20 protein-coding genes are annotated in these 21,670 nt (G+C 72.1%); 11 read left to right on the top strand and 9 right to left on the bottom strand.

What is annotated here, in order from left to right; all coding sequences use genetic code 11:
• Positions 1–85: 85 nt before the first annotated feature.
• Positions 86–730 carry a hypothetical protein gene (locus tag ACFZBP_RS37525; RefSeq protein WP_391420406.1) on the bottom strand — a complete coding sequence of 215 codons (645 nt, stop codon included), beginning with the start codon at positions 728–730 and terminating at the stop codon, positions 86–88.
• 485 nt (positions 731–1,215) lie between these two features.
• On the opposite strand from ACFZBP_RS37525, the gene ACFZBP_RS37520 reads away from it, so the two are divergent.
• Entirely contained in the window at positions 1,216–4,365 is a 3,150-nt protein-coding gene (locus ACFZBP_RS37520; protein ID WP_391420404.1) for a glycoside hydrolase, read from the top strand.
• A 216-nt stretch (positions 4,366–4,581) separates the two neighbouring features.
• Entirely contained in the window at positions 4,582–6,270 is a 1,689-nt protein-coding gene (locus ACFZBP_RS37515) for a sigma-70 family RNA polymerase sigma factor (RefSeq protein ID WP_391420214.1), read from the top strand.
• Here the strand turns inward: ACFZBP_RS37515 and ACFZBP_RS37510 are convergent.
• Positions 6,260–6,790 (bottom strand): aldehyde dehydrogenase family protein, encoded by a 531-nt coding sequence (locus ACFZBP_RS37510; RefSeq protein ID WP_391420212.1) that lies wholly within the window; start codon positions 6,788–6,790, stop codon positions 6,260–6,262. The genes ACFZBP_RS37515 and ACFZBP_RS37510 overlap by 11 nt on opposite strands.
• Before the next feature lie 31 nt (positions 6,791–6,821).
• On the opposite strand from ACFZBP_RS37510, the gene ACFZBP_RS37505 reads away from it, so the two are divergent.
• From ACFZBP_RS37505 to hypA, 9 genes are all read left to right on the top strand, one after another.
• Positions 6,822–6,959 carry a hypothetical protein gene (locus ACFZBP_RS37505; protein ID WP_391420210.1) on the top strand — a complete coding sequence of 46 codons (138 nt, stop codon included), beginning with the start codon at positions 6,822–6,824 and terminating at the stop codon, positions 6,957–6,959.
• A 209-nt stretch (positions 6,960–7,168) separates the two neighbouring features.
• Positions 7,169–8,626, top strand: coding sequence for a hypothetical protein (locus tag ACFZBP_RS37500; RefSeq protein ID WP_391420208.1), 1,458 nt, complete (start codon positions 7,169–7,171; stop codon positions 8,624–8,626).
• Positions 8,623–9,711 carry a hydrogenase expression protein HypE gene (locus tag ACFZBP_RS37495; RefSeq protein WP_383458280.1) on the top strand — a complete coding sequence of 363 codons (1,089 nt, stop codon included), beginning with the start codon at positions 8,623–8,625 and terminating at the stop codon, positions 9,709–9,711. Before ACFZBP_RS37500 ends, ACFZBP_RS37495 begins: the two co-directional genes overlap by 4 nt.
• Positions 9,712–9,760: 49 nt before the next feature.
• Positions 9,761–11,554: a nickel-dependent hydrogenase large subunit gene (locus ACFZBP_RS37490; protein WP_391420206.1), complete on the top strand. Its 1,794-nt coding sequence runs from the start codon at positions 9,761–9,763 to the stop codon at positions 11,552–11,554.
• Positions 11,547–12,110, top strand: coding sequence for a NifU family protein (locus ACFZBP_RS37485; RefSeq protein ID WP_391420203.1), 564 nt, complete (start codon positions 11,547–11,549; stop codon positions 12,108–12,110). The genes ACFZBP_RS37490 and ACFZBP_RS37485 overlap by 8 nt, the downstream gene beginning before the upstream one ends.
• On the top strand, positions 12,107–12,703 hold the full coding sequence (locus ACFZBP_RS37480) for a DUF5947 family protein (RefSeq protein ID WP_391420201.1): 597 nt from the start codon (positions 12,107–12,109) through the stop codon (positions 12,701–12,703). The genes ACFZBP_RS37485 and ACFZBP_RS37480 overlap by 4 nt, the downstream gene beginning before the upstream one ends.
• A 42-nt stretch (positions 12,704–12,745) precedes the next feature.
• Entirely contained in the window at positions 12,746–12,952 is a 207-nt protein-coding gene (locus ACFZBP_RS37475) for a hypothetical protein (protein WP_383458293.1), read from the top strand.
• A 23-nt stretch (positions 12,953–12,975) separates the two neighbouring features.
• Positions 12,976–13,176 (top strand): hypothetical protein, encoded by a 201-nt coding sequence (locus ACFZBP_RS37470; RefSeq protein WP_383458297.1) that lies wholly within the window; start codon positions 12,976–12,978, stop codon positions 13,174–13,176.
• A 7-nt stretch (positions 13,177–13,183) separates the two neighbouring features.
• Positions 13,184–13,540, top strand: a complete 357-nt coding sequence (gene hypA / locus ACFZBP_RS37465; RefSeq protein WP_391420198.1) for a hydrogenase maturation nickel metallochaperone HypA — start codon at positions 13,184–13,186, stop codon at positions 13,538–13,540.
• A gap of 107 nt (positions 13,541–13,647) precedes the next feature.
• Here the strand turns inward: hypA and hypE are convergent, their stop codons facing one another.
• Genes hypE through ACFZBP_RS37430 form a run of 7 tightly spaced genes read right to left on the bottom strand, consistent with a single transcriptional unit; the run spans position 13,648 to position 21,566 of the window.
• The gene (hypE, locus tag ACFZBP_RS37460) at positions 13,648–14,718 is read right to left on the bottom strand and encodes a hydrogenase expression/formation protein HypE (protein ID WP_383458305.1); all 1,071 of its coding nucleotides are present in this window, start codon (positions 14,716–14,718) and stop codon (positions 13,648–13,650) included.
• Entirely contained in the window at positions 14,711–15,853 is a 1,143-nt protein-coding gene (gene hypD, locus ACFZBP_RS37455; protein ID WP_391420195.1) for a hydrogenase formation protein HypD, read from the bottom strand. Before hypD ends, hypE begins: the two co-directional genes overlap by 8 nt.
• Positions 15,850–16,131: a HypC/HybG/HupF family hydrogenase formation chaperone gene (locus ACFZBP_RS37450; protein WP_383458311.1), complete on the bottom strand. Its 282-nt coding sequence runs from the start codon at positions 16,129–16,131 to the stop codon at positions 15,850–15,852. Before ACFZBP_RS37450 ends, hypD begins: the two co-directional genes overlap by 4 nt.
• Before the next feature lie 3 nt (positions 16,132–16,134).
• On the bottom strand, positions 16,135–18,465 hold the full coding sequence (gene hypF, locus ACFZBP_RS37445) for a carbamoyltransferase HypF (protein ID WP_391420193.1): 2,331 nt from the start codon (positions 18,463–18,465) through the stop codon (positions 16,135–16,137).
• A complete protein-coding gene (gene hypB, locus ACFZBP_RS37440; protein WP_391420190.1) occupies positions 18,462–19,181 on the bottom strand; it encodes a hydrogenase nickel incorporation protein HypB in 720 nt (239 codons plus the stop codon). The genes hypF and hypB overlap by 4 nt, the downstream gene beginning before the upstream one ends.
• 37 nt (positions 19,182–19,218) lie before the next feature.
• The gene (locus tag ACFZBP_RS37435; RefSeq protein ID WP_391420402.1) at positions 19,219–19,827 is read right to left on the bottom strand and encodes a hydrogenase maturation protease; all 609 of its coding nucleotides are present in this window, start codon (positions 19,825–19,827) and stop codon (positions 19,219–19,221) included.
• Positions 19,824–21,566, bottom strand: coding sequence for an enoyl-CoA hydratase-related protein (locus tag ACFZBP_RS37430; RefSeq protein WP_391420187.1), 1,743 nt, complete (start codon positions 21,564–21,566; stop codon positions 19,824–19,826). The genes ACFZBP_RS37435 and ACFZBP_RS37430 overlap by 4 nt, the downstream gene beginning before the upstream one ends.
• Between the last annotated feature and the right edge of the window lie 104 nt (positions 21,567–21,670).

The raw sequence follows: 21,670 nt of genomic DNA, 5'->3' as shown, positions 1-21,670 counted from the left end.
GCCCATCGGTCCAACGGCCGTCAGGTCACCGGCCGCCCGATCACCGGCTGTCCGTCCACCGACCGCCGGATCACCGGCCGTGAGATCACAGACCGTCGCGCACCATCGCGGCGACGATCTGCACGTGGCGGTCCGCCGCCGTGTTCGAGAACTCGTTGTCGTAGTTCAGGCCGTACGGCCAGAAGTGGCCACCGCCGGTCGAGATCTTGGCGCTCGCACCGTCGAACTGCCTGACCAGCCCCGTGGCCTGCGCACCGGTCCAGGTGCCGCTGCCGCCGAGGCGCGACCAGCCCGAACTCGTCCCCACGCCGATGGTGTGGGCGATCTCGTGCAGTGCGGTTCGCTCGTTCATGTAGCTGCGGTTGCCGAAGCGGATGGTGCCATTGATGTTGCCGTCGGCGGTGGGCACGCCCGGGTCGTACCGGACGGTGATGGCCTTGCCCAGGTCGCTGAGGTTGTTGTAGCGGGCCACCGCGGCGTTCATGGCCCTGGTGATGAGGTCGTAGGCCGTGCGCTGGTCCTCGGTGGGGTTACTGGCACGTTCGAGGGTCCAGGTGATCGTCGCCGCTGCCGACACCTGCTCCCGCGCGACCGGTGCTGACTGCGGGGCGGCCTGGGGGGAGGCCTGGGGAGTGGCCTGCGCGATGCCCGAGCCGGTCAGCAGGGCGGCTGCCAGCGCTGCCACGACCGCCTTGGAGCGCCAGGGTATGGGCGTGTGCCGCGCGGGCATCGGGACTTGGCGTGAACTCATGGAGGGGACCTCCTGTGGGGGGGAGTGGGGGGAGTGGGGGGAGTGGGGGGTCGGGGAGTGTGGGGGTGACCCGTCGCGCCGACGGTTCTTCGTCTTCTGCGCGGGGCGAAGACAAAGGGCGGATCTTGTTCGATCGTGCGAAAGTCGGCGCGAACTGCCAGGGCTGGGACGGCAGTTGGCCCTGGTCAGGAGAAAGCGCTTTCCCGGGGCCTCCGGAGATTAATGACCCGCCTCGGACATGTCAATGAGCACGGCGAACCCTCCAGTGAGGGCTCAACTCGTCCGCCACCTTGACGAGTTCATTACCGTCCCCCAGCATTCCCTGAGCGCGATTCCTTCTGTTCGGTTCTGTTCAGCTCTGTGTTGTGGAAGGGAGTGCCGTGCCTCATCGGCATCGCATCGTTCGGCATCGCATAGTCCGGGCCTTGGCGCCGGCGGTCCCCCTCGCGCTCGGCGCGAGTCTCATGGCGCCGCCCGCGGCGAGTGCGGCGGACCCGTCGCCGCTGAGCGCGGTCACCGTCCGGGTCGACCCTTCCTACCAGCAGGAGGAGTTCGAGGGATGGGGCACGAGCCTCGTCTGGTTCGCCAACGCCACCGGCGGCTATCCGGAACCGATCCGAAGACGGCTCGTCGACATGCTGTTCGGCGCGGACGGCCTCCGCCTCAACATCGCCCGCTACAACATCGGCGGCGGCAACGCCCCCGACGTCCGCAAGGACTACATGAAGCCCGGCGCCACCATGGAAGGCTTCTGGAAGGCGCCCGAGGGCACCACCCAGAAGGACATGGACTGGTGGGACCCGAACGACCCGGACCACTGGAACTGGGACGCCGACGCCGGGCAGCGCTGGTGGGTGGACCAGGTCAAGGGCAAGGTCAGCCGCTGGGAGGCGTTCAGCAACTCGCCGCCCTGGTTCCAGACCGTCAGCGGTTACGTCTCCGGCGGCTTCGACGCGAGCGCCGACCAGATCCGCGCGGACCGCGTCGACGACTTCGCCACCTACCTCACCCGGGTCACCGAGCGCATCGAGAAGGCGCACGGCATCGAGTTCGACACCATCGACCCGCTCAACGAGCCCAACACGCCGTACTGGGGCACCCAGATCGGCGCGGACGGACAGCCCACGGGCGGGCGGCAGGAGGGCGCGCACGCGGGCCCCGAGCTCCAGCAGAAGGTGATCCTCGCACTCGAGAAGGCCCTCCAGGGGGCTCGCACCGACGCCGGGATCTCCGCGATGGACGAGACCAACCCCGGTATCTTCACCCAGAACTGGAACGCCTACGGCACGCCCGCCCGGACCGCCGTCGACCAGCTCAACGTGCACACCTACGGCACCGGCCAGCGCACCAGCGCCCGGGACATCGCCAAGGGCGCGGACAAGAAGCTGTGGATGAGCGAGGTCGAGGGCACCTGGGGGACCGGCACCGACTTCACCAGCATGGAACCGGGGCTCGGCATCGCCACCCGGATGGTCGACGACATGCGTGAACTGGAGCCCTCGGCCTGGGTGTTCTGGCAGCCGATCGAGGACGCCATCCCGCAGGCCGCGGCCGGCAAGAACTGGGGCAGCATCCATGTGCCGTTCAACTGCACGGCCGAGGACACCCTGGAGACCTGCCCGATCCGGACCAACTCCAAGTTCCACACCATCCGGAACTTCACCCACTACATCCGCCCCGGCGACCACTTCGTGAAGGTCGACGACCCGTCCAGCGTCGCCGCGGTCCGGCAGAACGGCCGTGCGGCGACCGTGGTGCACGTCAACGGCGGCACCTCCGCACGTTCGGTGACCCTCGACCTCTCCCGCTTCGGCAGGATCGCCCAGCGGGCCACCGTCACTCCCGTGGTCACGAGCGGCGACGGCGCCCTGGTGCGCGGCACACCCGTCCGGGTGACCGACCGCTCCGCCACCCTCACCGTCCCCGCCAAGTCGGTCACCACCTTCCTGGTCGACGGCGTCGGCGGCGTGGCACGGGACGCCGCCCTCGTGCAGCCCGGGCACGTCTACCGGCTCCAGGGCGCGCAGAGCGGCAAGTCGCTGACCCCCTCGGACGACGGCAACGGCGTCGTCATCCGTACGACCGACCCCGCGAGCTCCCAACAGCTCTGGTCCGTGCGGAAGTTGACGCGCGGCACCGACAACCGCGAGCGCTACGCCCTCACCCACGCCAAGACCGGCAAGCAGCTGGCCGTACGCGACAACCAGGCCGTCCTGGAGGAGCAGGCCGGCGACGGCGGACACGTCGCCGAAGCGGCGCAGTGGATCATGTCGACCACCGGCGACGGCACATGGACGTTCGTCAACGCCGCCACCGGCCGCCTGGTCGACGTCACCGGACAGTCGACCGCGGACGGCGCCAAGGTCTCCACGTACACCCCGACCTCGGCCGCGAACCAGCGCTGGACCGTGACCGACGAGACCGTGCGGCGGACCGAACCGGCCGAGGTGTTCACCGTCCCGGGGCTGCGGCCGGAGCTGCCGACGACGGTGACGCCGGTGTTCCGGGACGGCGCGCGGGGCGCTGTCCCCGTCGTGTGGAAGCTCCCGCCGGACCGCGCGTGGCGCGACCCCGGGACGGTGCGGGTCAGGGGAGAGGCGACCGATCCGCTCGGGCGGACGGTCCCCGCGCAGGCGGTCGTCACCGTCGACACCATCGCCTCGACCCTTCCGGGCCGCGCCAAGACCTACCGGGGCGGCACCCCCGACCTTCCGGTGACGGTCGTGGGCATCGGCCGGAACGGCGGCCGCGCCGACCTCCCGGTGACCTGGGACCCGGCCCCCGAGGGAGCGTACGACGCGACCGGCGTCGTGACGGTGCGCGGCGTCGCCCGGGTCGTCGGCGGCGACACCGTCGACGCGGCCGCCCGCGTGCAGGTCACCGAACCGGCGCCGACCAACATCGCGACGGACCCGGACGTCTCCGTCGCCGCCACCTTCACCGAGAGCGGCTACTCCGCGGAACGCCTGCGCAACGGCGACCTGACCGAGAAGGCCTGGTCCAACTGGAAGCCGGGGAGCACCAAGAACCCCTCCGACACGGTCACGTTCACCCTGCCGAAGGCACGCGACCTGAGCCGCGTCGTCGCGCACTTCTACCGCGACGGGAGCAGCGCCTCCTTCGCCGAGAGCCTGAAGGTCCAGGTGCGGGAGGCCGGCACCGGCACCTGGGTCGACGCGAGCGACCCCGTGGCGGTCGGGACGGAGGGCACACCGGTGGTCGACGTGCCGCTGAAGGCGGGACCGGCGACCGAGGTGCGTGTCGTCATGACCGCGCGCCAGGGCGGCTACCTCACCATGAGCGAGATCGAGGTCCACGCCAAGGCCCCCGGGGTCTCCTCGGACGCCGCCGCTCGGTCCATCGAGGTGTCCGGGAAGCCGATCCCGTCCTTCGACCCGGACACGACCACTTACCGCGTCGTCACCGACACCCCGACCCACAGCCGGGTCACGGCGACGGCACGCGATCCGTACGCGACCGTCGTCGTCGACCGTCGCGACGAGTCCGGCGAGGCGTCGGCCGTCGTCACCGTGACAAGTGAGGACGGGGCACAGTCCCGGACATATCGGATTGTGCTTGCAGATCGCCCCAACTCCCCTGACATAAGTCGATGAAGTAGGACGAGGGGGATGTACGGGTGTCGGAAGTGCGTCCCCCTCGCCGCTCGACGGCGGTCCGTCCCCCTCGATGTGACTTTCCCCATTGCGCCGCTCGACGGGCCCCACGAGTCTCTCGTGGAACATGCGTCCGAAGAACTGTTATCCCGAGCCCACCGATCGATCTCCCAGGTATCGGACAGCATCGTTCGGCGTCGAGGACAGGGAAGTTTGATGAGTGGTACAGAGCGCACGAGGGAGTCGGCGGCACTGGTGACCGCTGCCCGCGGCGGCGATCCGGAGGCTCAGGACGCCCTGGTCAGCGCCTATCTCCCGCTGGTCTACAACATCGTGGGACGGGCGCTGAACGGCTCGGTCGACGTCGACGACGTCGTGCAGGAGACCATGCTCCGGGCCCTCGACGCGCTGGGCGGGCTGCGTTCCCCCGAGAACTTCCGGTCCTGGCTCGTGGCCATCGCGATGAACCAGGTACGGGCGCACTGGCACGACCGGCAGTCCGCTCCGGGCGCGGTCGAGGAGGCCGAGGAGCTCGCCGACCCCGGGGCCGACTTCGTGGATCTGACCCTGGTGCAGCTCCAGCTCTCCGGTCAGCGGCGGGAGACCGCACGCGCGACGCGCTGGCTGGAGCCGGACGACCGGGGTCTGTTGTCGCTCTGGTGGCTGGAGTGCGCAGGTGAGCTGACGCGGCCGGAGGTGGCCGAGGCCCTGGAGCTGTCGCCGCAGCACACGGCGGTCCGGGTGCAGCGGATGAAGGCACAGCTGGAGGCGGCCCGTGTGGTGGTGCGCGCGCTCGACGCGCGGCCGCGCTGCCAGGAACTCCAGGGCGCGCTGGCCTCCTGGGACGGCCTGCCGTCGGCGTTGTGGCGCAAGCGAATAGCCCGGCATGCCCGTGGTTGCGGCCATTGCTCCGGTTTGTGGAGCGGGTTGATGCCGGCCGAGGGGCTGCTGGCCGGTCTGGCGCTGGTCGCCGCGACGCCCGTCCTCCTGGACAGCGTGCTGTCCGCCTCGGGCGGGATGGCCCTGGCCGGGTCCGCGTCCCGACTGCCCTCGTCCGCAGGCCCCGGCGGGTCGGGCCCCGGCTCCGGACACCACCGGGGCGGGCGCGGGCGGGCGACCTCCCGCACCGAGGCCCGCCGACGCCGCCGCATCCGCCGCCGAGTCGTCGGCGGTGCCGTGGTCGCGGCCTGCGTGGCGGGCGGTGGCCTCTGGTACTTCGACACGGAGCCCGGGACCGGCGGCACCGAGGAGGCCGCTGCCGCGCGGACCGCCGGCGCCCCCGCAGCCGACATGGCGGAACCCGAGCCTCTTGAGACCTCTCCGTCGGCCTCGAAGTCCCCGTCACCGTCCGTGTCGCCCTCGAAGAAGGCGAAGCCCTCCAAGTCGCCCCGCCCGACGACGAAGAGCACCCCGACTCCCCGGCCGTCCCCGCGCCCGAGCCGGGCCGCCTCGAGCACACCCCAGACACAGGCGGCCCCCGCGGGCGAGGTCGCCCAGGTCGTCGCCCTGGTGAACAAGGAGCGGTCGGCCGCCGGCTGTGGTCCGGTCCAGGAGGACCCGCTGCTCGACAAGGCCGCGCTGGGCCACTCCGAGGACATGGACGCCCGCGACTTCTTCGACCACACCAACCCCGACGGCGCCGACCCCGGGCAGCGCATCACCGCCGCGGGCTACACCTGGTCCACGTACGGGGAGAACATTGCCCAGGGCCAGCAGACCCCGGAGGCCGTCATGGACTCCTGGATGAACAGCCCCGGCCACCGCGCCAACATCCTCAACTGCGCGTTCAAGGACATCGGCGTCGGCATCCACGAGGGCACCGGCGGCCCCTGGTGGACCCAGAACTTCGGCACCAAGGCAGTGAACCCGGCGAGCGCCTCGGGGGCCCCAGCCGTCACAGCATGACGTGCTTGACCTGCGTGTAGTCGAGCAGCCCGGTGACGGAGAGGTCACTGCCGTAGCCGGAGTGGCGTACGCCGCCGTGCGGTATCTCCGACACCGTCGTGCCGTGGGTGTTGACCCAGACGATGCCGGTGCGCAGCGCGCGGCTCGCCCGCATCGCCCGGTCGTGATCGCGGGGCCACACGCTCGCGGCAAGACCCTGGGTGACCCCGTTGGCCAGCCGGAAGGCCTCGGACTCGTCGCCGAACGGCTGGACGGTGACGACCGGGCCGAACACCTCGCTCCGCACGATCTCGTCCTCCTGCCGCGCCCCGGCGACCACCGTGGCCCGGTGGAAGTAGCCGGGGCGGTCCAGGGCCACGCCACCGGCGACGACCTCGGCGTGCTCCGGGAGCCGCTCCAACAGCCCACGTACGGTGTCGAGTTCGGTACCGGCGGCGGCCAGGTCCCGGGCGGCGGAGAGCCCCGCCAGCCCGGTGCCCAGCACGATCACGTCGTGATGTACCGCGTCCGGCGAGTGCACGCCGACCGACCTGGACGACCTCGCCACCCTCGTGCTGTCCCTCAGCGACGGCTACGGCATCCGCCTCATGCTGCGCGACCCGACGGTCACCCTCGACAAGGCCCTCACCTCCATCTGGCGCCATGTGTCCGCCGCGCTCGGCCTGCCGGAGTCGGTGCCGTCGGACTGAGGGCCACGACTCGCCGACCGAGCCCGATCCCGAGCCCGAGCCCGAGTCCGCCCCGGCGCCCGGCCGCAGCGCGCACGCCCACCCACACCCCCACCCACGCTCCGTTGCCCGAATGGCCCAGTGACGCTGCGCCGGAGGAGGCGAGCGTGGGTGAGTGATGTGAGCGTGGTGGAAGGGATGCGCATGCACAGGGCGACGAGGAGGACACGATGTCGGTGGGACGGGCAGAGGGCGGCACCGCATGCGCTGACCCCGCGGGCGGCTACGGCTTCGAGCAGGTGAGCGCCGTCGCCGACGCCGTCCTCTACGAGGGCTACCTCCTCTATCCCTACCGGCGCTCCTCGGCCAAGAACCGCGTCCGATGGCAGTTCGGGGTGCTCTTCCCCCGGGACTGGGTCGAGGCGGACGGCCCCGTCGTCCCCGGCGTGTCCGGCTCCGCCGACTCCTGGTACCAGCGCACCGAGTGCCTGGTGCGGGTGCGGCGGCCCGGAGCGACCGTACGACTTCGGGTGCGCTGTCTGCAGATGCAGCGCAAGCAGGTGGAGGAAGCCACCCCGGACGGCGCCCGGCGGCCCGCCGCGTCGCTGCGGACCGACGACGGCACGACGCATCTGACCTTCGACGAGGCGGTACCGCGCGAGTTCGACGCCGAGTTCGCGCTGGACGACCTGCTGCAGGGCGAGCGCACCGTGGCGGTGCGAGCGCCGGCCGGCGCGGACGTCGAGCCCCTGCCGGCCGGCGTCGGCCGGGTGGTGCGCAGCCGTGCGGAGGTGCGCGCGAGCATCGCCGTCGTCGCCGAGAGGCTCGCGCCGGACCTCTGCCGTCTGCGGGTGCGCACCACGAACACCGGCCCGGCACCGGCCCCCCGCACCGCACGCGACGAGGCCCTGTGCCGAGCGCTCATCGCCACGCACACCCTCGTCGGCGGCGACGGGGTGCGGTTCGTGTCGCTGACCGACCCGCCCCCGGAGCTAAAGGCCCATGCGGCCGCCTGCCGCAACGAGTTCACCTTCCCCGTCCTCGGTGGTGAACCCGGTGAACCCGAGGACACGACCGGACACGTCCTCCTGTCCGCCCCGATCATCCTCCCCGACCACCCCCAGGTGGCCCCGGAGAGCCCCGGCGACCTCCACGACGCGGCGGAGATCGACGAGATCCTCACGCTGCGCACGATGCTGCTGACCGACGAGGAGAAGCGGGAGGCGCGGGCCACCGATCCGCGCGCCGCCGCGATCCTCGACCGGGTCGACACCATGCCCCAGGAGGTCTTCGAACGGCTGCACGGCGCCGTCCGATCCCTGGCCCCGGTCACCGCCCCGGCGACACCGGCTCCCGTCGAACGCCCGGCCTGGTGGCAGGAGGGCGCCGACGACGGGCTCTCCCCGTCCACCGACACGGTGCCCGTCGACGGCGTACCCCTCGGTGCCGGCAGCCGCGTACGGCTCCGGCCACGGAAACGCGGCGCCGACGCCCAGGACATGTTCCTGGCCGGGCGGTCCGCCGAGGTGGCGGCCGTCTTCCACGACGTGGACGGCAGCGTGCACCTCGCCGTCACCCTCGACGACGATCCCGCGGCCGAACTGCACTCCTGGTACGGCCGCTTCCACTACTTCCGGCCCGACGAGCTCGAGCCACTCGACCCACCGCAGCGGAGGCCGATGACATGACAACGCACAGCAGCACCGCCGAGGTCAGCGAAGAACCCGCTCGCGCCGAGGAACGGGAGGGCTTCGACGAGATCACCATCCTCTGGATCTCCGAGGGCATGAGCTGCGACGGCGACACCGTATCCCTCACCGCCGCCGACCAGCCCTCCATCGAGGACCTGGTGCTCGGACTCATCCCCGGCCTGCCCAAGGTGAACCTGGTCAACAAGGTGCTCTCGCCCAGTCTGGGCGGCGAGGACTTCCTCGCCCCGTACCGGGCGGCCGTACGCGGCGAGCTGGCACCGTTCATCCTCGTCATCGAGGGCTCGATCCCGAACCAGAACATCATCGAGGGCGACGGCTACTGGACGTCCTTCGGCAACGACCCGGAGACCGGTGAGCCGCAGACCCTGAACTGGTGGATCGACCAACTCGCCCCCAAGGCCTGGGCGGTGGTCGCCGCCGGCACCTGTGCCACCTTCGGCGGCATCCACGCCATGTCCGGCAACCCGACCGGCTGCATGGGCCTCGCCGACTACCTCGGCTGGGACTACCGCTCCCAGGGCGGGCTGCCGATCGTCAACGTGCCCGGCTGCCCGATCCAGCCCGAGAACTTCATGGAGACCCTCGTCTGGGTCCTCTACCACGCCGCCGGCTCCGCGCCGCCGCCCCCGCTGGACCACATGCTGCGCCCGCAGTGGCTGTTCGGGAAGACGGTCCACGAGGGCTGCGACCGCGGCTCGTACTACGAGCAGGCCAGCTTCGCCAAGGACTACAACTCACCCAAGTGCCTGGTGAAGACGGGCTGTTGGGGGCCGGTCGTCAACTGCAACGTGCCCAAGCGGGGCTGGATGGCCGGCATCGGCGGCTGCCCGAACGTCGGCGGCATCTGCATCGGCTGCACGATGCCCGGCTTCCCCGACGCGTTCATGCCGTTCATGGACGAACCCCCGGGCGGCACCCTGTCGTCCCTGGCCATCAAGCCGTACGGCGCCGTCATCCGCCGACTGCGCGGCATGACGAACGAACTCGTCAACCACGAGCCCAGATGGCGCCACAACAAGCGCAAGCTGACCAGCGGCTACGACCCGCGCTGGCGCCCCTGACGAAGACCGTCACCCCACACACCACCGACCACGAGGGGCAGTACCGCAGATGACCACCACCGAGGCCCGGCCCACCGAGCGCAAGCCGCCACAGCTCGTGGACATGTCCTGGGATCCGATCACCCGGATCATCGGGAACCTGGGCATCTACACGAAGATCGACTTCGCCAACCGAGAAGTCGTGGAATGCCACAGCACCTCGTCGCTCTTCCGCGGCTACTCGGTGTTCATGAAGGGCAAGGACCCGCGCGACGCGGGCTTCATCACGTCCCGGATCTGCGGCATCTGCGGCGACAACCACACCACCTGCTCCGACTACGCCCAGCAGATGGCCTACGGCGTCAAACCGCCCCCACTGGCCGAGCACATCGTCAACCTCGGCGAGGCCGCCGAGTACATGTTCGACCACACCATCTTCCAGGACAACCTGGTCTTCGTGGACTTCTGCGAGGCGATGGTCAAGGCCACCAACCCCGGTGTGCTGGCCCGCGCCGAACGCACCGAGTCGCCCCGCAGCGAGATCCACGGCTACCGCACGATCGCCGACATCATGCGGGCCTTCAACCCCTTCGAGGGCGAGGTCTACAAGGAGGCCCTGAAGGTCAGCCGAGTCACCCGAGAGATGTTCTGCCTGATGGAGGGGCGGCACGTCCACCCGTCCACGCTGTACCCCGGCGGCGTCGGCACGATGCCGCAACCGACCGCCTTCACCGACTACCTCGCCCGTCTGATGCGGGTCATCGACTTCGTGAAGAAGGCCGTCGCCATGAACGACGACGTCTTCGACTTCTTCTACGAGGCCCTGCCCGGCTACGAGGAGGTCGGCCGCCGCCGCGTCCTGCTGGGCTGCTGGGGCGCCTTCCAGGACCCCAAGGTCGTCGACTACCGCTACGAGACGATGAACACCTGGGGCAAGGCGATGTACGTCACCCCGGGCATCATCGTCGACGGCGAACTGGTCACCAACAACCTCGTCGACATCAACCTCGGCCTGCGCATCATGCTCGGCAGCTCCTACTACGAGGACTGGGTCAACGAACAGCCCTTCGTCACCCATGACCCGCTCGGCAACCCCGTCGACATGCGCCACCCGTGGAACCAGACCACCGTCCCGGTGCCGCAGAAGCGCGACTTCGACGACAAGTACAGCTGGGTCATGAGCCCGCGCTGGTACGACAAGCGGACCGACCAGCACCTCGCGCTCGACACCGGCGGCGGCCCACTCGCCCGGCTGTGGTCGACCGCGCTGAGCGGCCTGGTCGACACCCCGTACATCAAGTCCACCGGCCACAGCGTGCGCATCTCGCTGCCCAAGGGCGAGACCCTGCCGGAGACCACCCTGGAGTGGCGCATCCCGCAGTGGAGCAACACCATCGAACGCGACCGCGCCCGGCCGTACTTCGTCGCCTACGCGGCCGCCATGGCCCTGCAGTTCCTGGAAGAGGCCATGGGGCTGGTGCGGGCCGGCGAGACCAAGGTCTTCGAGAACTACGAGGTGCCCGACGAGGCGATCGGCTGCGGCTTCCACGAGGCGGTGCGCGGCGTCCTCTCCCACCACCTGGTGATCAAGGACAAGAAGATCGCCAACTACCACCCGTACCCGCCCACCCCGTGGAACGCCAGCCCCCGCGACATGTACGGAACCCCCGGCCCCTACGAGGACGCCGTCCAGGGCCAGCCCATCTTCGAGGAGAACGGGCCGGACGACTTCAAGGGCGTCGACATCATGCGCACCGTCCGCAGCTTCGACCCCTGTCTGCCGTGTGGCGTGCACATGTACGTGGGCAAGGGCAAGACGCTCACCACCCTGCACTCCCCGACCTACGGGGCGAACCATGGCTGAGGCCGCCACCACGCGGCTGGCCGACCCGGACGTCGAGGCCCGGCTCGCCCGGCTCGACGACCTCCTGGAGGGCCTTCAGTCCGCGCCGGGCCCCACCACGCGCTCCGCCACCGAGGCCGTCGGCCTGCTGACCGAGGTCTACGGCGAGGCACTGGCCCGCGTCATGGACCATGCCGACGGCCGACTGGCCGAACTGCTCGCCGACGACGAGCTGCTGGGCCACCTGCTGGTCCTGCACGACATCCACCCCGAGCCCGCCGAACTCCGGGCGGCCCGCGCGGTCGAGCGACTGCGTCCGGCCGTACGGGAACGCGGCGGCGACCTGGAGTGGGCCGGAGTGGAGGGCCAGGTGGCCCGGGTACGGCTGACGTCGGGCGGCGGCGGGTGCGGATCGGGGTGCGGTTCCAAGGCGTCGGACGTCTCCGAAGCGGTCCGTGCGGCGGTGCTCGCCGCGGCGCCCGAACTGACGTCGGTGGAACCGCTGCCCGCCGCCGCCCCGGCCCCCGCCCCGGCGTTCGTCCCCCTCACCACGCTCACCCACCGAGGCGCACGGTGACCACCGACGGCGCGCTGGCCCGCCTCATCCGCTCCTCGGCCGACCGTACGGCGGCGGCCGGGGCGGAGACCTGCGACCTGTGCGCCGCGCCGGTGCCGGAGGAGCACGCCCACCTGTACGACACCGGGCAGGAGGAGGTGCGGTGCGTGTGCGGCCCCTGCTCGGTGCTGTTCGCCGAGGCCGGGGCGGGCGACGGCCACTACCGGCTCGTCCCCCGGCGCCGGATCCGGCTGCCCGAGGTCGACACGGCGGCGCTCGGTGTACCGGTCGGCCTGGTCTTCTTCGTGCCCCGGTCGGACGGCACCGTCACCGCCGAGGGGCCGAGCCCGGCCGGGGCCATGCGGTGGGAGGTGGACGCCGCGGCGTGGCAGCGGCTGGCCGGGACGTGTCCACTGCTCGCCACCGTGGAACCCGAGGTGGAGGCACTGCTGGTGAACACCGTCCACGGCCTCGACCACCACTGGATCGTGCCGATCGACGACTGCTACCGAATGGTCGCCGTCGTCCGCCGGGAGTGGCGCGGCCTGTCCGGGGGCGGCCGGGTCTGGCCGGCCGTCGAGCGGTTCTTCGAGGACCTCACCGAGCGGTCCTGAGGGCGTACTCCGCAGGTCGGAGGCGAGAAAGGAGATCACCCCATGGGCAACATCAGAGTGGGCCGGGCCCAGGCGAAGCCCGACACGCCCGGGCACGTGGCCGGCCTGCACCAGGGCAACAAGGGCCGGTACAAGGACCAGAAGGGCCACCACGAGGACGGCACCGCCGACGCGCGCCGCTCCACCGGGATCCATTGGAAACGGCATGACGTTCTCGCGGAGACCATGCCGAACATCCCGCCGGGATGACAGAGAGCAGGGAGTCGCCGGAAATGAAGGTCCAACGAACACGATGGTCGGCCGCCAAGAGCGGACGGACCGGGACGAGCGGACAGCGGGTGCTGATGGCCGAGGCCGCCCTGGCGGGCGGCCTGGTCCTGGCGCTGCTGCTCTGGGAGTTGCCCAGCCTGCGGCGCGAGGCGCGGATCTGGCGGATGGCCGGCGGATTCCGCGCTGGTCGCCGCTATCCGTGAGCCGGCCGTGCACGAGTTGTCGATCGCGACCGCGATCATCGAGCGGGCCGGCGAGCTGGCCCGGGCCGACGGCACGCAGGCCGTCTCCGCGGTGACCGTACGGGTCGGCGAACTGGCGGGCGTCGTCCCCGACGCCCTCGACTTCGCCTTCGAGGTGGCCCGCGACGGCACCGCCCTCGCCGACGCCCGGCTCGTGGTCGAGCAGATTTCCGCGCAGGCCTGGTGCGGCCCGTGCGCCGAGGAGTTCGCGGTGGGCACGCCCCCGTTCTTCTGGTGCCCGCGCTGCGACCAGCCCTCCACCGACCTGCGCAGCGGCCGGGAACTGGAGATCACCGGCATCGAGCCGTCACCGGCCCCGGCATAGGGCGCGCCGCACAGCACGAGCGTGGGCCCCGCCGAACAACTCGGCGGGGCCCACGGCACGTCCGGACCGGATCACACGTCCGGACCGGAGCTCATGTCCGTTCCCGATCAGCAGATACGCGGCAACTGCTCTCCCAGCGGCAGATCCACCACCCGCGTCCCGCCGAGCCCCGTGGCGACCACGACCATGCCGGGATGGTCGGCGACGCACTCGCCGATCAGCGTGGCGCCGGCGCCCTGCGGATGGGCGCGCATCGCCGCGAGGACCTCCTCCGCCGCCGACGGAGGCACGAAGGCCACCAGCCGACCCTCGTTGGCGACGTAGAGGGGGTCGAGCCCCAGGAATCCGCAGGCGTTCGCGACCGCGTCCGGTACCGGAACGGCCCGCTCCCGCAGTCGGACCCCGGTCCCGGACGCACGGGCGATCTCGTTGAGGGACGCCGCCAGACCGCCCCGGGTGGGGTCGCGCAGCACATGGAGGTCCGGGGTGACCGCCAGCATGGCCGCCACCAGATCCGCCAGCGGCGCGGTGTCGCTGGCCACCTCCACCCCGAACTCGAGCCCTTCCCGCACGCTCATGATCGCCACCCCGTGCAGCCCGATCGGCCCGCTCACGATGACCGCGTCCCCGGGCCGCGCCCGCTGGGGCCGGATGTCCACCCCGTCGGGCACCAACCCCACGCCCGCCGTGGTGACGTACACCCCGTCACCGTGCCCGGACTCCACCACCTTGGTGTCACCCGTGGCGACGGCGACCCCGGCCGCCTCGGCCGCCGCGCCCATCGCACGCGCGATCCGCTCGACCACGGTCAGCTCCACGCCCTCCTCCAGCACGAAGGCGGCGGAGAGATACGCCGGCCTGGCACCGCTCATCGCCAGGTCGTTGACCGTGCCGTTGACCGCGAGGTCACCCAGACACCCGCCCGGGAAGAACAGCGGCCGGACCACGTAGGAGTCGGTGGAGAACGCCAGCCGCGCACCGCCCAGTTCGAGCACGGCGGAGTCGGCGAGTCCGGCGAGGACGGCGTTGCCGTAGGCGGGGGCGAAGACCTGCTCCATCAGCTCCGCCGACAGCGCACCGCCTCCGCCGTGCCCCATGACCACCACGCCCTGGTCGCGCAGCGGGGCCGGGCAGCTCCAGTTGGCCGGGTCGACCACCTCGGCGACCTGCTCAGGCAACGGGAGCCACCTCCTCCTGCGTGGCCCCGCCGGAGCGGGACGTCGGGGCGTTCATCCGGCGGTACAGGTAGTAGGCGGCACACGCCCCCTCGCTGGAGACCATCGTGGCCCCCAGCGGGGTACGCGGAGTGCACGTCGTGCCGAACGCCGCGCACTCGGTCGGCTTGATCAGTCCCTGGAGCACCTCACCGCTGCGGCACTCGGCGGGTTCCTCGGTCCGGATGCCCGTGACGTCGAAGCGGTGCTCCGCGTCGTACGCCCGGAAGGCGTCGGTCAGCCGCCAGCCACTGGCCGGGATCCGCCCGATACCGCGCCAGGCCCGGTCGGTGACCTCGAACACCTCCTCGATCATGCGCACCGCGGCCGGGTTGCCCTCCTCGCGCACGGCACGTGGGTAGGCGTTCTCCACCCGGTGCTCGCCGCGCTCCAGCTGGCGCACCGCCCGGCGGATGCCCTCCAGGATGTCCAGCGGCTCGAACCCGGTCACCACCATCGGCACCCGGAACCGCTCGGCGAGCTCGGGGTACTCGGCCATGCCCATCACGCTGCACACGTGCCCGGCGGCCAGGAAGCCCTGCACCCGGCACTCGGGCGCCGTCATGATCGCCTCGACGGCCGGGGGCACCCGCACATGCGACACCAGCAGGCTGAAGTTGGACAGGCCCAGGCGCCGCGCCTGGTGCACGGCCATCGCGTTGGCGGGGGCCGTGGTCTCGAAGCCGATCGCGAAGAACACCACCTCACGGTCCGGGTTGCGGCGGGCCAGCGCCAGGGCGTCGAGCGGCGAGTAGACGACGCGTACGTCCCCGCCCTCGCCCTTGACCCGGAACAGGTCGCGGTCGGTGCCCGGCACCCGCAGCATGTCGCCGAAGGAGCAGAAGATCACGCCGGGCCGGGCGGCGATCTCCAGCGCCTTGTCGATGACCTCCAGTGGCGTGACGCAGACCGGGCAGCCGGGCCCGTGGATCAATTCGACCTGTTCGGGCAGGAGTTGGTCGATGCCGTGCCGGATGATCGAGTGGGTCTGGCCGCCGCACACCTCCATCAGCGCCCAGGGTCGGGTGGCGGTGGCCCGGATCTCGTCCAGCAGCCGCCGGGCCAGCTGGGGGTCGTTGAACTCGTCGATGTACTTCACGGGGTTCCCGCCTCCTTCGCCGCCTGCTCCCAGGCGTCGCCGAACTCCTCCTCCAACAGCCCCAGTTCCTCGAAGAGCTTCAGCGAGGCCAGGGCCGATTCCTCGTCGAGGCGCTGCAGCGCGAACCCGACGTGCACGATGACGTACTCACCGACCCGCACGTCGGACACGTACTCCAGGCACGCCTGTTTCCGCACTCCGCCGAAGTCGATCAGCCCGGTGAGCGGATCGGCGGTGTCGTCGATGGCCACGACCTTGCCGGGCACTGCCAAGCACATGGGTCACTCCTCCTGTCGTCCGTGCGCCGCGACCACCAGCTGGCCGAGGGCCAACCCGCCGTCGTTCGGCGGTACTTCGCCATGCCGGAGCACCGCGAAGCCGTCCCCGGTCAGCAGCCGCGCGCACTCCTCCTCCAGCAGGGCGTTGGCGAACACCCCGCCGCTGAGGGCGACGGTGGTCAGACCGGTCTCCCGGCGCGCCCGGCGACAGACCTCCGCGACTGCCCGCGCCACACCCCGGTGGAAGCGGGCGGCGAGGACGGGGGCCGGGGCGCCGTGCCGCAGATCGGCGACGAGCGCGGCGAGCACGGGCGCCGGATCGCAGGCGCCGGCCGCGAAGCCGAAGGCGTACGCCGAGGTGTCGGCGTCCCAGGCCATGGCGGCGGCCGCCTCCAGCTCCAGGGCCGCCTGCGCCTCGTATCGTGCGCGATGGCACACGCCGACGAGGGACGACACGGCGTCGAAGAGACGGCCCATGCTGGAGGTCGCCACGCAGGCCAGGTCTCGGGTCAACTGCCGGTGCAGCAGGGCGAGTTCATCGGCGGCGCATGCGGTCACGCTGGGCAGGTCCGGGTCCCAGGGCAGGCCCGCCGCCCACAGCCGGGCCAGCGCGAGGCGGCACGGGTTGGCCACGCCCGCGTCACCGCCGGGCAGCGGGGCCGCGGCCAGGTGGGCGAAACGCCGGTAGCCGGTGTAGTCGCAGAGCAGGATCTCGCCGCCCCACACGGTGCCGTCGTCGCCGTAGCCCGTGCCGTCGAACGCGACGCCGATCACGGGTGTGGTGCCGTCGAGGCCGTGTTCTGCCATCGTCGAGGCGATGTGCGCGTGATGGTGCTGGACGAACACAGGGGCGGTGCAGGGCAGTCGGGCCGCCCGCCGACGCGCCCACCCGGCCGAGTGGTACCCCGGGTGCCGGTCGGCGGCGACCAGTTCCGGGCTGACGCCGGTCAGGTGCCGCAGCCCCGACTCCGCCCGCACGGCCGCCTCCAGGGTGGTCAGCTCGCCCATGTCACCGATGTGCGGGCCGAACCAGGCCTGGTCGCCCTCACCGAGGCACAGCGCGTTCTTCAGATCGCCGCCCACGGCGAGCGCGGGCCGCACCGCGACCGGCAGCCGCAGCGGCCGTGGCACATACCCCCGCGACCGCCGCAGCACCTGCTCGGTGCCGTCGGGGCGGACACGCAGCAGCGAGTCGTCGCAGGGCGAGGCGATCGGCCGGTCGTGCGCGAGCCAGGCGTCGGCCAGCCCGGCCAGCCGGGTCAGGGCCTCGTCGTCGTCCGTGACGATCGGCTCCCCGGAACGATTGCCGCTCGTCATGACCAGTGCGCACGGACCCGGTGGATCGCCGGGCAGGCCGAACAGCAGGGTGTGCACGGGGGTGTACGGCAGCATCACGCCCAGGTGCGGGCTGCCGGGGCAGACGCCGGGCGCGAGGACCCGCTGGTCGGTGCGGCGCAGTAGGACGATGGGGCGTCGGGGGCCGGTGAGGGCGGCCAGTTCGGGTGCGGTGGGCTCGGCGATCCGCCGTACGGCGTCGAGATCCGCGCACATCACCGCGAACGGCTTCCCGCCGCGTGCCTTGCGGGCGCGCAGGGTGTCCACGGCCCGTGCGTCGGTGGCGTCGCAGGCGAGGTGGTAGCCGCCGAGGCCCTTGACGGCCACGATCCGCCCGGCGGCCAGCAGGGCCCGTGCCGTCGCCAGGGCATCACCGTCGCGCGCGGGCCGCACCCCGCTGCCGGTGGCGGGCACCAGCCGCAGCCGGGGTCCGCAGTCCGGGCAGGCCACGGGCTGGGCGTGGAAACGGCGGTCCCCGGGATCGCCGTACTCCCGGGCGCAGTCGGCGCACATCGGGAAGCCGGCCATGGTCGTGACGGCGCGGTCGTACGGCATGCCCGTCGCGATGGTGAAGCGGGGCCCGCAGTGGGTGCAGGTGACGAACGGGTGGCGGTGGCGGCGGTCGGCCGGATCGGCCAGCTCACGCAGACAGTCGCCGCAGGTCGCCGTGTCGGGCGGGAGTTGCGTGCGACCGGGGGAGCGGTCGGTGGAGCGGATGGTGAAGGCGTCGTCGGCGCCGGTGACGGGCAGGTCCTCGAAACCGACACCGGTGACGGACGCCAGTGGCGGGGGCCGCGTGGCCAGCCGGTCGCAGAAGTCGGCGACACCGGCCGGCGGGCCCTCCACCTCGATGAGCACGCCGCTCGCCGTGTTGCTGACGAACCCCGCCAGCGCGAGGTCGGTGGCCAGACGGTGCACGTACGGCCGGAATCCCACGCCCTGCACCGTGCCGCGCACGAGGACGCGGCGGCGTACGGCTGGTGCGGCGGGCGCCGTCACGAGTGGCTGTGGCTGTGGCTGTGCGGGCGGGGCGCCAGGGGCGGCCGGTGGACGGCGGCCCCGTCCCGCGCGGCGAGCACCCGCTGAAGGAGCGTGTCCACACCGTCGCCGGTCCGTGCGCAGGAGTGGAGGATCTCCACGCCGGGGTTGACCCGCCGCACATGGGCGGCGAAGGCGGCCTCGTCGAAGCAGGCCGGACCGGCCAGGTCCGTCTTGGTGAGCACCACCAGATGGGCGGAGCCGAACGCCGTGGGGTACTTCAGCGGTTTGTCCTCGCCCTCCGTCACCGCCATCAGCACGATCCGCAGATTCTCCCCGAGGTCGTAGGACGCCGGACAGACGAGATTGCCGACGTTCTCCACGAACAGCAGTGAGGTGTCCCCGGGCAGCCAGCTCTCCACATGGCGGCGGAGCTGCCGGGCCTCCAGATGGCACAGCCCGTCGGTCAGGAGCTGCTTCACCGGAGCTCCGGAGCGGGCGAGCCGGTCGGCGTCGTTCTCGGTGGCCAGGTCGGCGGTGAGCGCGGCGACGGGAACGCCCCGCTCCACCGCACGGGCCAGCACGCGCCCGAGCAGTTCCGTCTTGCCGCTGCCCGGGCTGGACAGCAGGTTGACCACGCTCACACCGCGCCTGAACAGTTCCTCCCGGAGGCTCGCGGCCAGACCGTCGTTCTTCGCCAGGACGGCCTGGGTGACCTCGTCCACGGAATCGCACATGGGCGCTGCTCCCAGCGGGGCTCGGGGTGTCGGACCGCTACCGATCCTCGGCGCCCTCGACCACGAGGCGCGGGAGACTGGCCGGGGAGGGGGCCGGGGACTGCTCGGACGGGTTCGTGGATTCCTCCGGGCGGCTCAACAGGGGCGTGGCCGTCGGGTCGGCGAGCAGCACGGGAACCATCGAGTGCAGGGCCGAGACGGCCCGCTCGACCGCGTCCCGCACGGTCGCGCTGATGCCCGGGGCGATGTCCTCGTCGCCGCGGAGCCGCGACTCGGGCTCGCAGGCCAGGACCAGCACCCGCGGGAGCGGCTCGTCGCCCAGATGCGTGGCCAGGGCCAGCACCTTCGCCGGATCCATGCCGTGCGCCTCGGGCGGAACGGCGCCCGTGGTGCCGTCCGGTGGCTCCGGCTCGATCAACGACAGGGTGCCGGGCCGGTGGCCCCGCGCCGCCGCGTCGACCAGGACGGCCGTGGCGTAGCCGCCGAGCAGTTCGTACGCCAGGTCCATCCCGCGGATGCCGAAGTCCCGTACCCGCACCTCGGACGGCAGCGGGCGGCGGTCCAGGGCGCGGATCACCTCGGGGCCGAAGGCGTCGTCCGCGAGGAAGATGTTGCCGACGCCCGCCACCAGCAGCCGGGCACTCAACACGCACCCCCGGTGGCCAGCGGGTTCGGCGAACCGCCCGGCTGCTTGCGGACGAAGGCCGAGCGCAGGGCGTGGTACGGGGCGCGCGGGTCGAAGAAGACGGCGCGCATCCGGGCGAGTTCGTCGCGTCGGTACTCGGCGAGGGGCCGCTGGAGCTCGTCCGCGTGCCGTGCCGTGGCCTTGGCGGTGATCCGGCGTGTGAGGTGCGGATCCGCGGCCACATCGGAGCTCAGACGCTCGACCTCGGAGGTGAACTGCTGGGACGGGACCGGCACCAGACGGTCCACCAGCCCGATCCGCTGGGCGGTCGCGGCGCTCAGCGGCAGCGCCTCGGTCGTCAGTCGCTCGGCCGTCTCGGCTCCCACGCGGCGCGGCAGCGAGTACGTCCAGTACTCCGACCCGAACAGGCCCATGCGCCGATAGTGCGGGTTGAGGACGGCGCCCGTGCGGCACCAGACCTCGTCGGCGGCCAGGGCGAGCATGACACCGCCGGCCGCCGCGTTGCCGCCGAGGGCCGCGACCACCAGCCGGTCGGTGGTCCGCAGCACCGCCTCGACCAGGTCGTTCATGGCGTTGAGATTGGACCAGGACTCACCCGCCGGGTCGCTCGACGCCTCGATGACGTTGAGGTGGATGCCGTTGGAGAAGAAGTCCCGGGCGCCGCCGAGCACCAGCACCGAGGTGGGGCGGGTGAGCGCGTACCGGTAGGCGGCGAGCATCCGGCGGCAGTGGTTGGTGCTCATCGCCCCGCCGGGGAACGAGAAGCTCAGGAACCCGACGTCACCGCGCTGCCGGTAACGGATGTCGCTCCAGGTGGTGCGGCCCGGGGCCAGGGTGAGCGGGGCGGCGATCTCCGGCAGCCAGTGCGGGCGGTCGCTCGAACCGGGCCTGCCCCGGGTGCCGGGCGGAGCCGGGAATCCGGCGAGCACGGAGGCAGCCGGCCGACGGAACGGTGCCGGGTCGCCGGAGCTCTTACGGGGGCGCAGTTCCGGGATCCACACGGCGCCGTCCCGGGTGGCCCGGCACACCGCGCCGGACCGCGTCGCGAGCAACTCGCCGGGGTCCCCGCGCAGCAGGTCCTCGGGGTGCCCGCCGTGCAGGAACACCTCCCGGCCGCAGACCTCGTCCAGCACGCCGGGCTGTGAGTCGGCGCCGCGGAGCTTGCGCACCACCGCGGCCGTGCCGTCGTTCTCCCAGTCAATCCGGCGCCGCGCCTGGCGGACGACGTCGCGCCACACCACCTGGATCGCCGGGTCGCTCTGCGGCTTCGGCTTGAACGAGCCCTCGGCGAACCGCCGTACGGCCAGCAGGACGGCGGCCGCGGCGGCGTCGGAGACCTCGCCCCGGTACAGGTCGCTCTTGCCGACCGGCGCCACCGCGAAGGACCCCTCGGCCCACACGTCGCCCGCGTCCATCGCCGCCTCGGCCTGCAGCACCGTCACCCCCCACTCCCGCGCCTCCTCGTTGATCGCCCAGTCCAGGGAGGACGGGCCGCGGTCACCGGGTGGCCCGGGGTGCACGATCAGGCAGGTGCGCTCCCGCCACACGTCCTCCGGCAACGCTGTCTTCAGCATCGGGGCGACGACCAGCTCCGGACGCCCCTCCCGTACGGCGTCCCGGACCGCGTCGGGGCCGTGCGAGGCGAGGACGACGTCCACCCGGTGCCCCAGGTCCGACAGTTCGGCGTACAGCCGCTGGGAAAGGCTGTTGAACGCGCTGGCGACGAGCAAGATGTCCATGACATCGCATGTTCGCCGGTCGGGGGAGGGCCGCGAAGGACCACGGGCGGCGTTTCGCGAGCCGTCGTAGCGCCCCTTGCGCCCACCGGGTGACACCTGGCCGC

This window comes from Streptomyces sp. NPDC008086, assembly GCF_042957325.1.
Taxonomy (GTDB): Bacteria; Actinomycetota; Actinomycetes; order Streptomycetales; family Streptomycetaceae; genus Streptomyces.
The sequence above is the reverse complement of the archived record's forward strand: the minus strand, read 5'-3'. Positions and strand labels throughout refer to the sequence as shown.

Coding starts and splice junctions, on each gene's coding strand:
- ACFZBP_RS37520 (WP_391420404.1), top strand. CDS start 1,216: ATGGCGCCGCCCGCGGCGAGTGCGGCGGACCCGTCGCCGCTGAGCGCG.
- hypB (WP_391420190.1), bottom strand. CDS start 19,181: ATGTGCGATTCCGTGGACGAGGTCACCCAGGCCGTCCTGGCGAAGAAC.
- ACFZBP_RS37430 (WP_391420187.1), bottom strand. CDS start 21,566: ATGGACATCTTGCTCGTCGCCAGCGCGTTCAACAGCCTTTCCCAGCGG.
- ACFZBP_RS37470 (WP_383458297.1), top strand. CDS start 12,976: ATGAAGGTCCAACGAACACGATGGTCGGCCGCCAAGAGCGGACGGACC.
- ACFZBP_RS37495 (WP_383458280.1), top strand. CDS start 8,623: ATGACAACGCACAGCAGCACCGCCGAGGTCAGCGAAGAACCCGCTCGC.
- ACFZBP_RS37490 (WP_391420206.1), top strand. CDS start 9,761: ATGACCACCACCGAGGCCCGGCCCACCGAGCGCAAGCCGCCACAGCTC.
- ACFZBP_RS37485 (WP_391420203.1), top strand. CDS start 11,547: ATGGCTGAGGCCGCCACCACGCGGCTGGCCGACCCGGACGTCGAGGCC.
- ACFZBP_RS37450 (WP_383458311.1), bottom strand. CDS start 16,131: ATGTGCTTGGCAGTGCCCGGCAAGGTCGTGGCCATCGACGACACCGCC.
- ACFZBP_RS37475 (WP_383458293.1), top strand. CDS start 12,746: ATGGGCAACATCAGAGTGGGCCGGGCCCAGGCGAAGCCCGACACGCCC.
- ACFZBP_RS37500 (WP_391420208.1), top strand. CDS start 7,169: ATGTCGGTGGGACGGGCAGAGGGCGGCACCGCATGCGCTGACCCCGCG.
- ACFZBP_RS37525 (WP_391420406.1), bottom strand. CDS start 730: ATGCCCGCGCGGCACACGCCCATACCCTGGCGCTCCAAGGCGGTCGTG.
- ACFZBP_RS37515 (WP_391420214.1), top strand. CDS start 4,582: ATGAGTGGTACAGAGCGCACGAGGGAGTCGGCGGCACTGGTGACCGCT.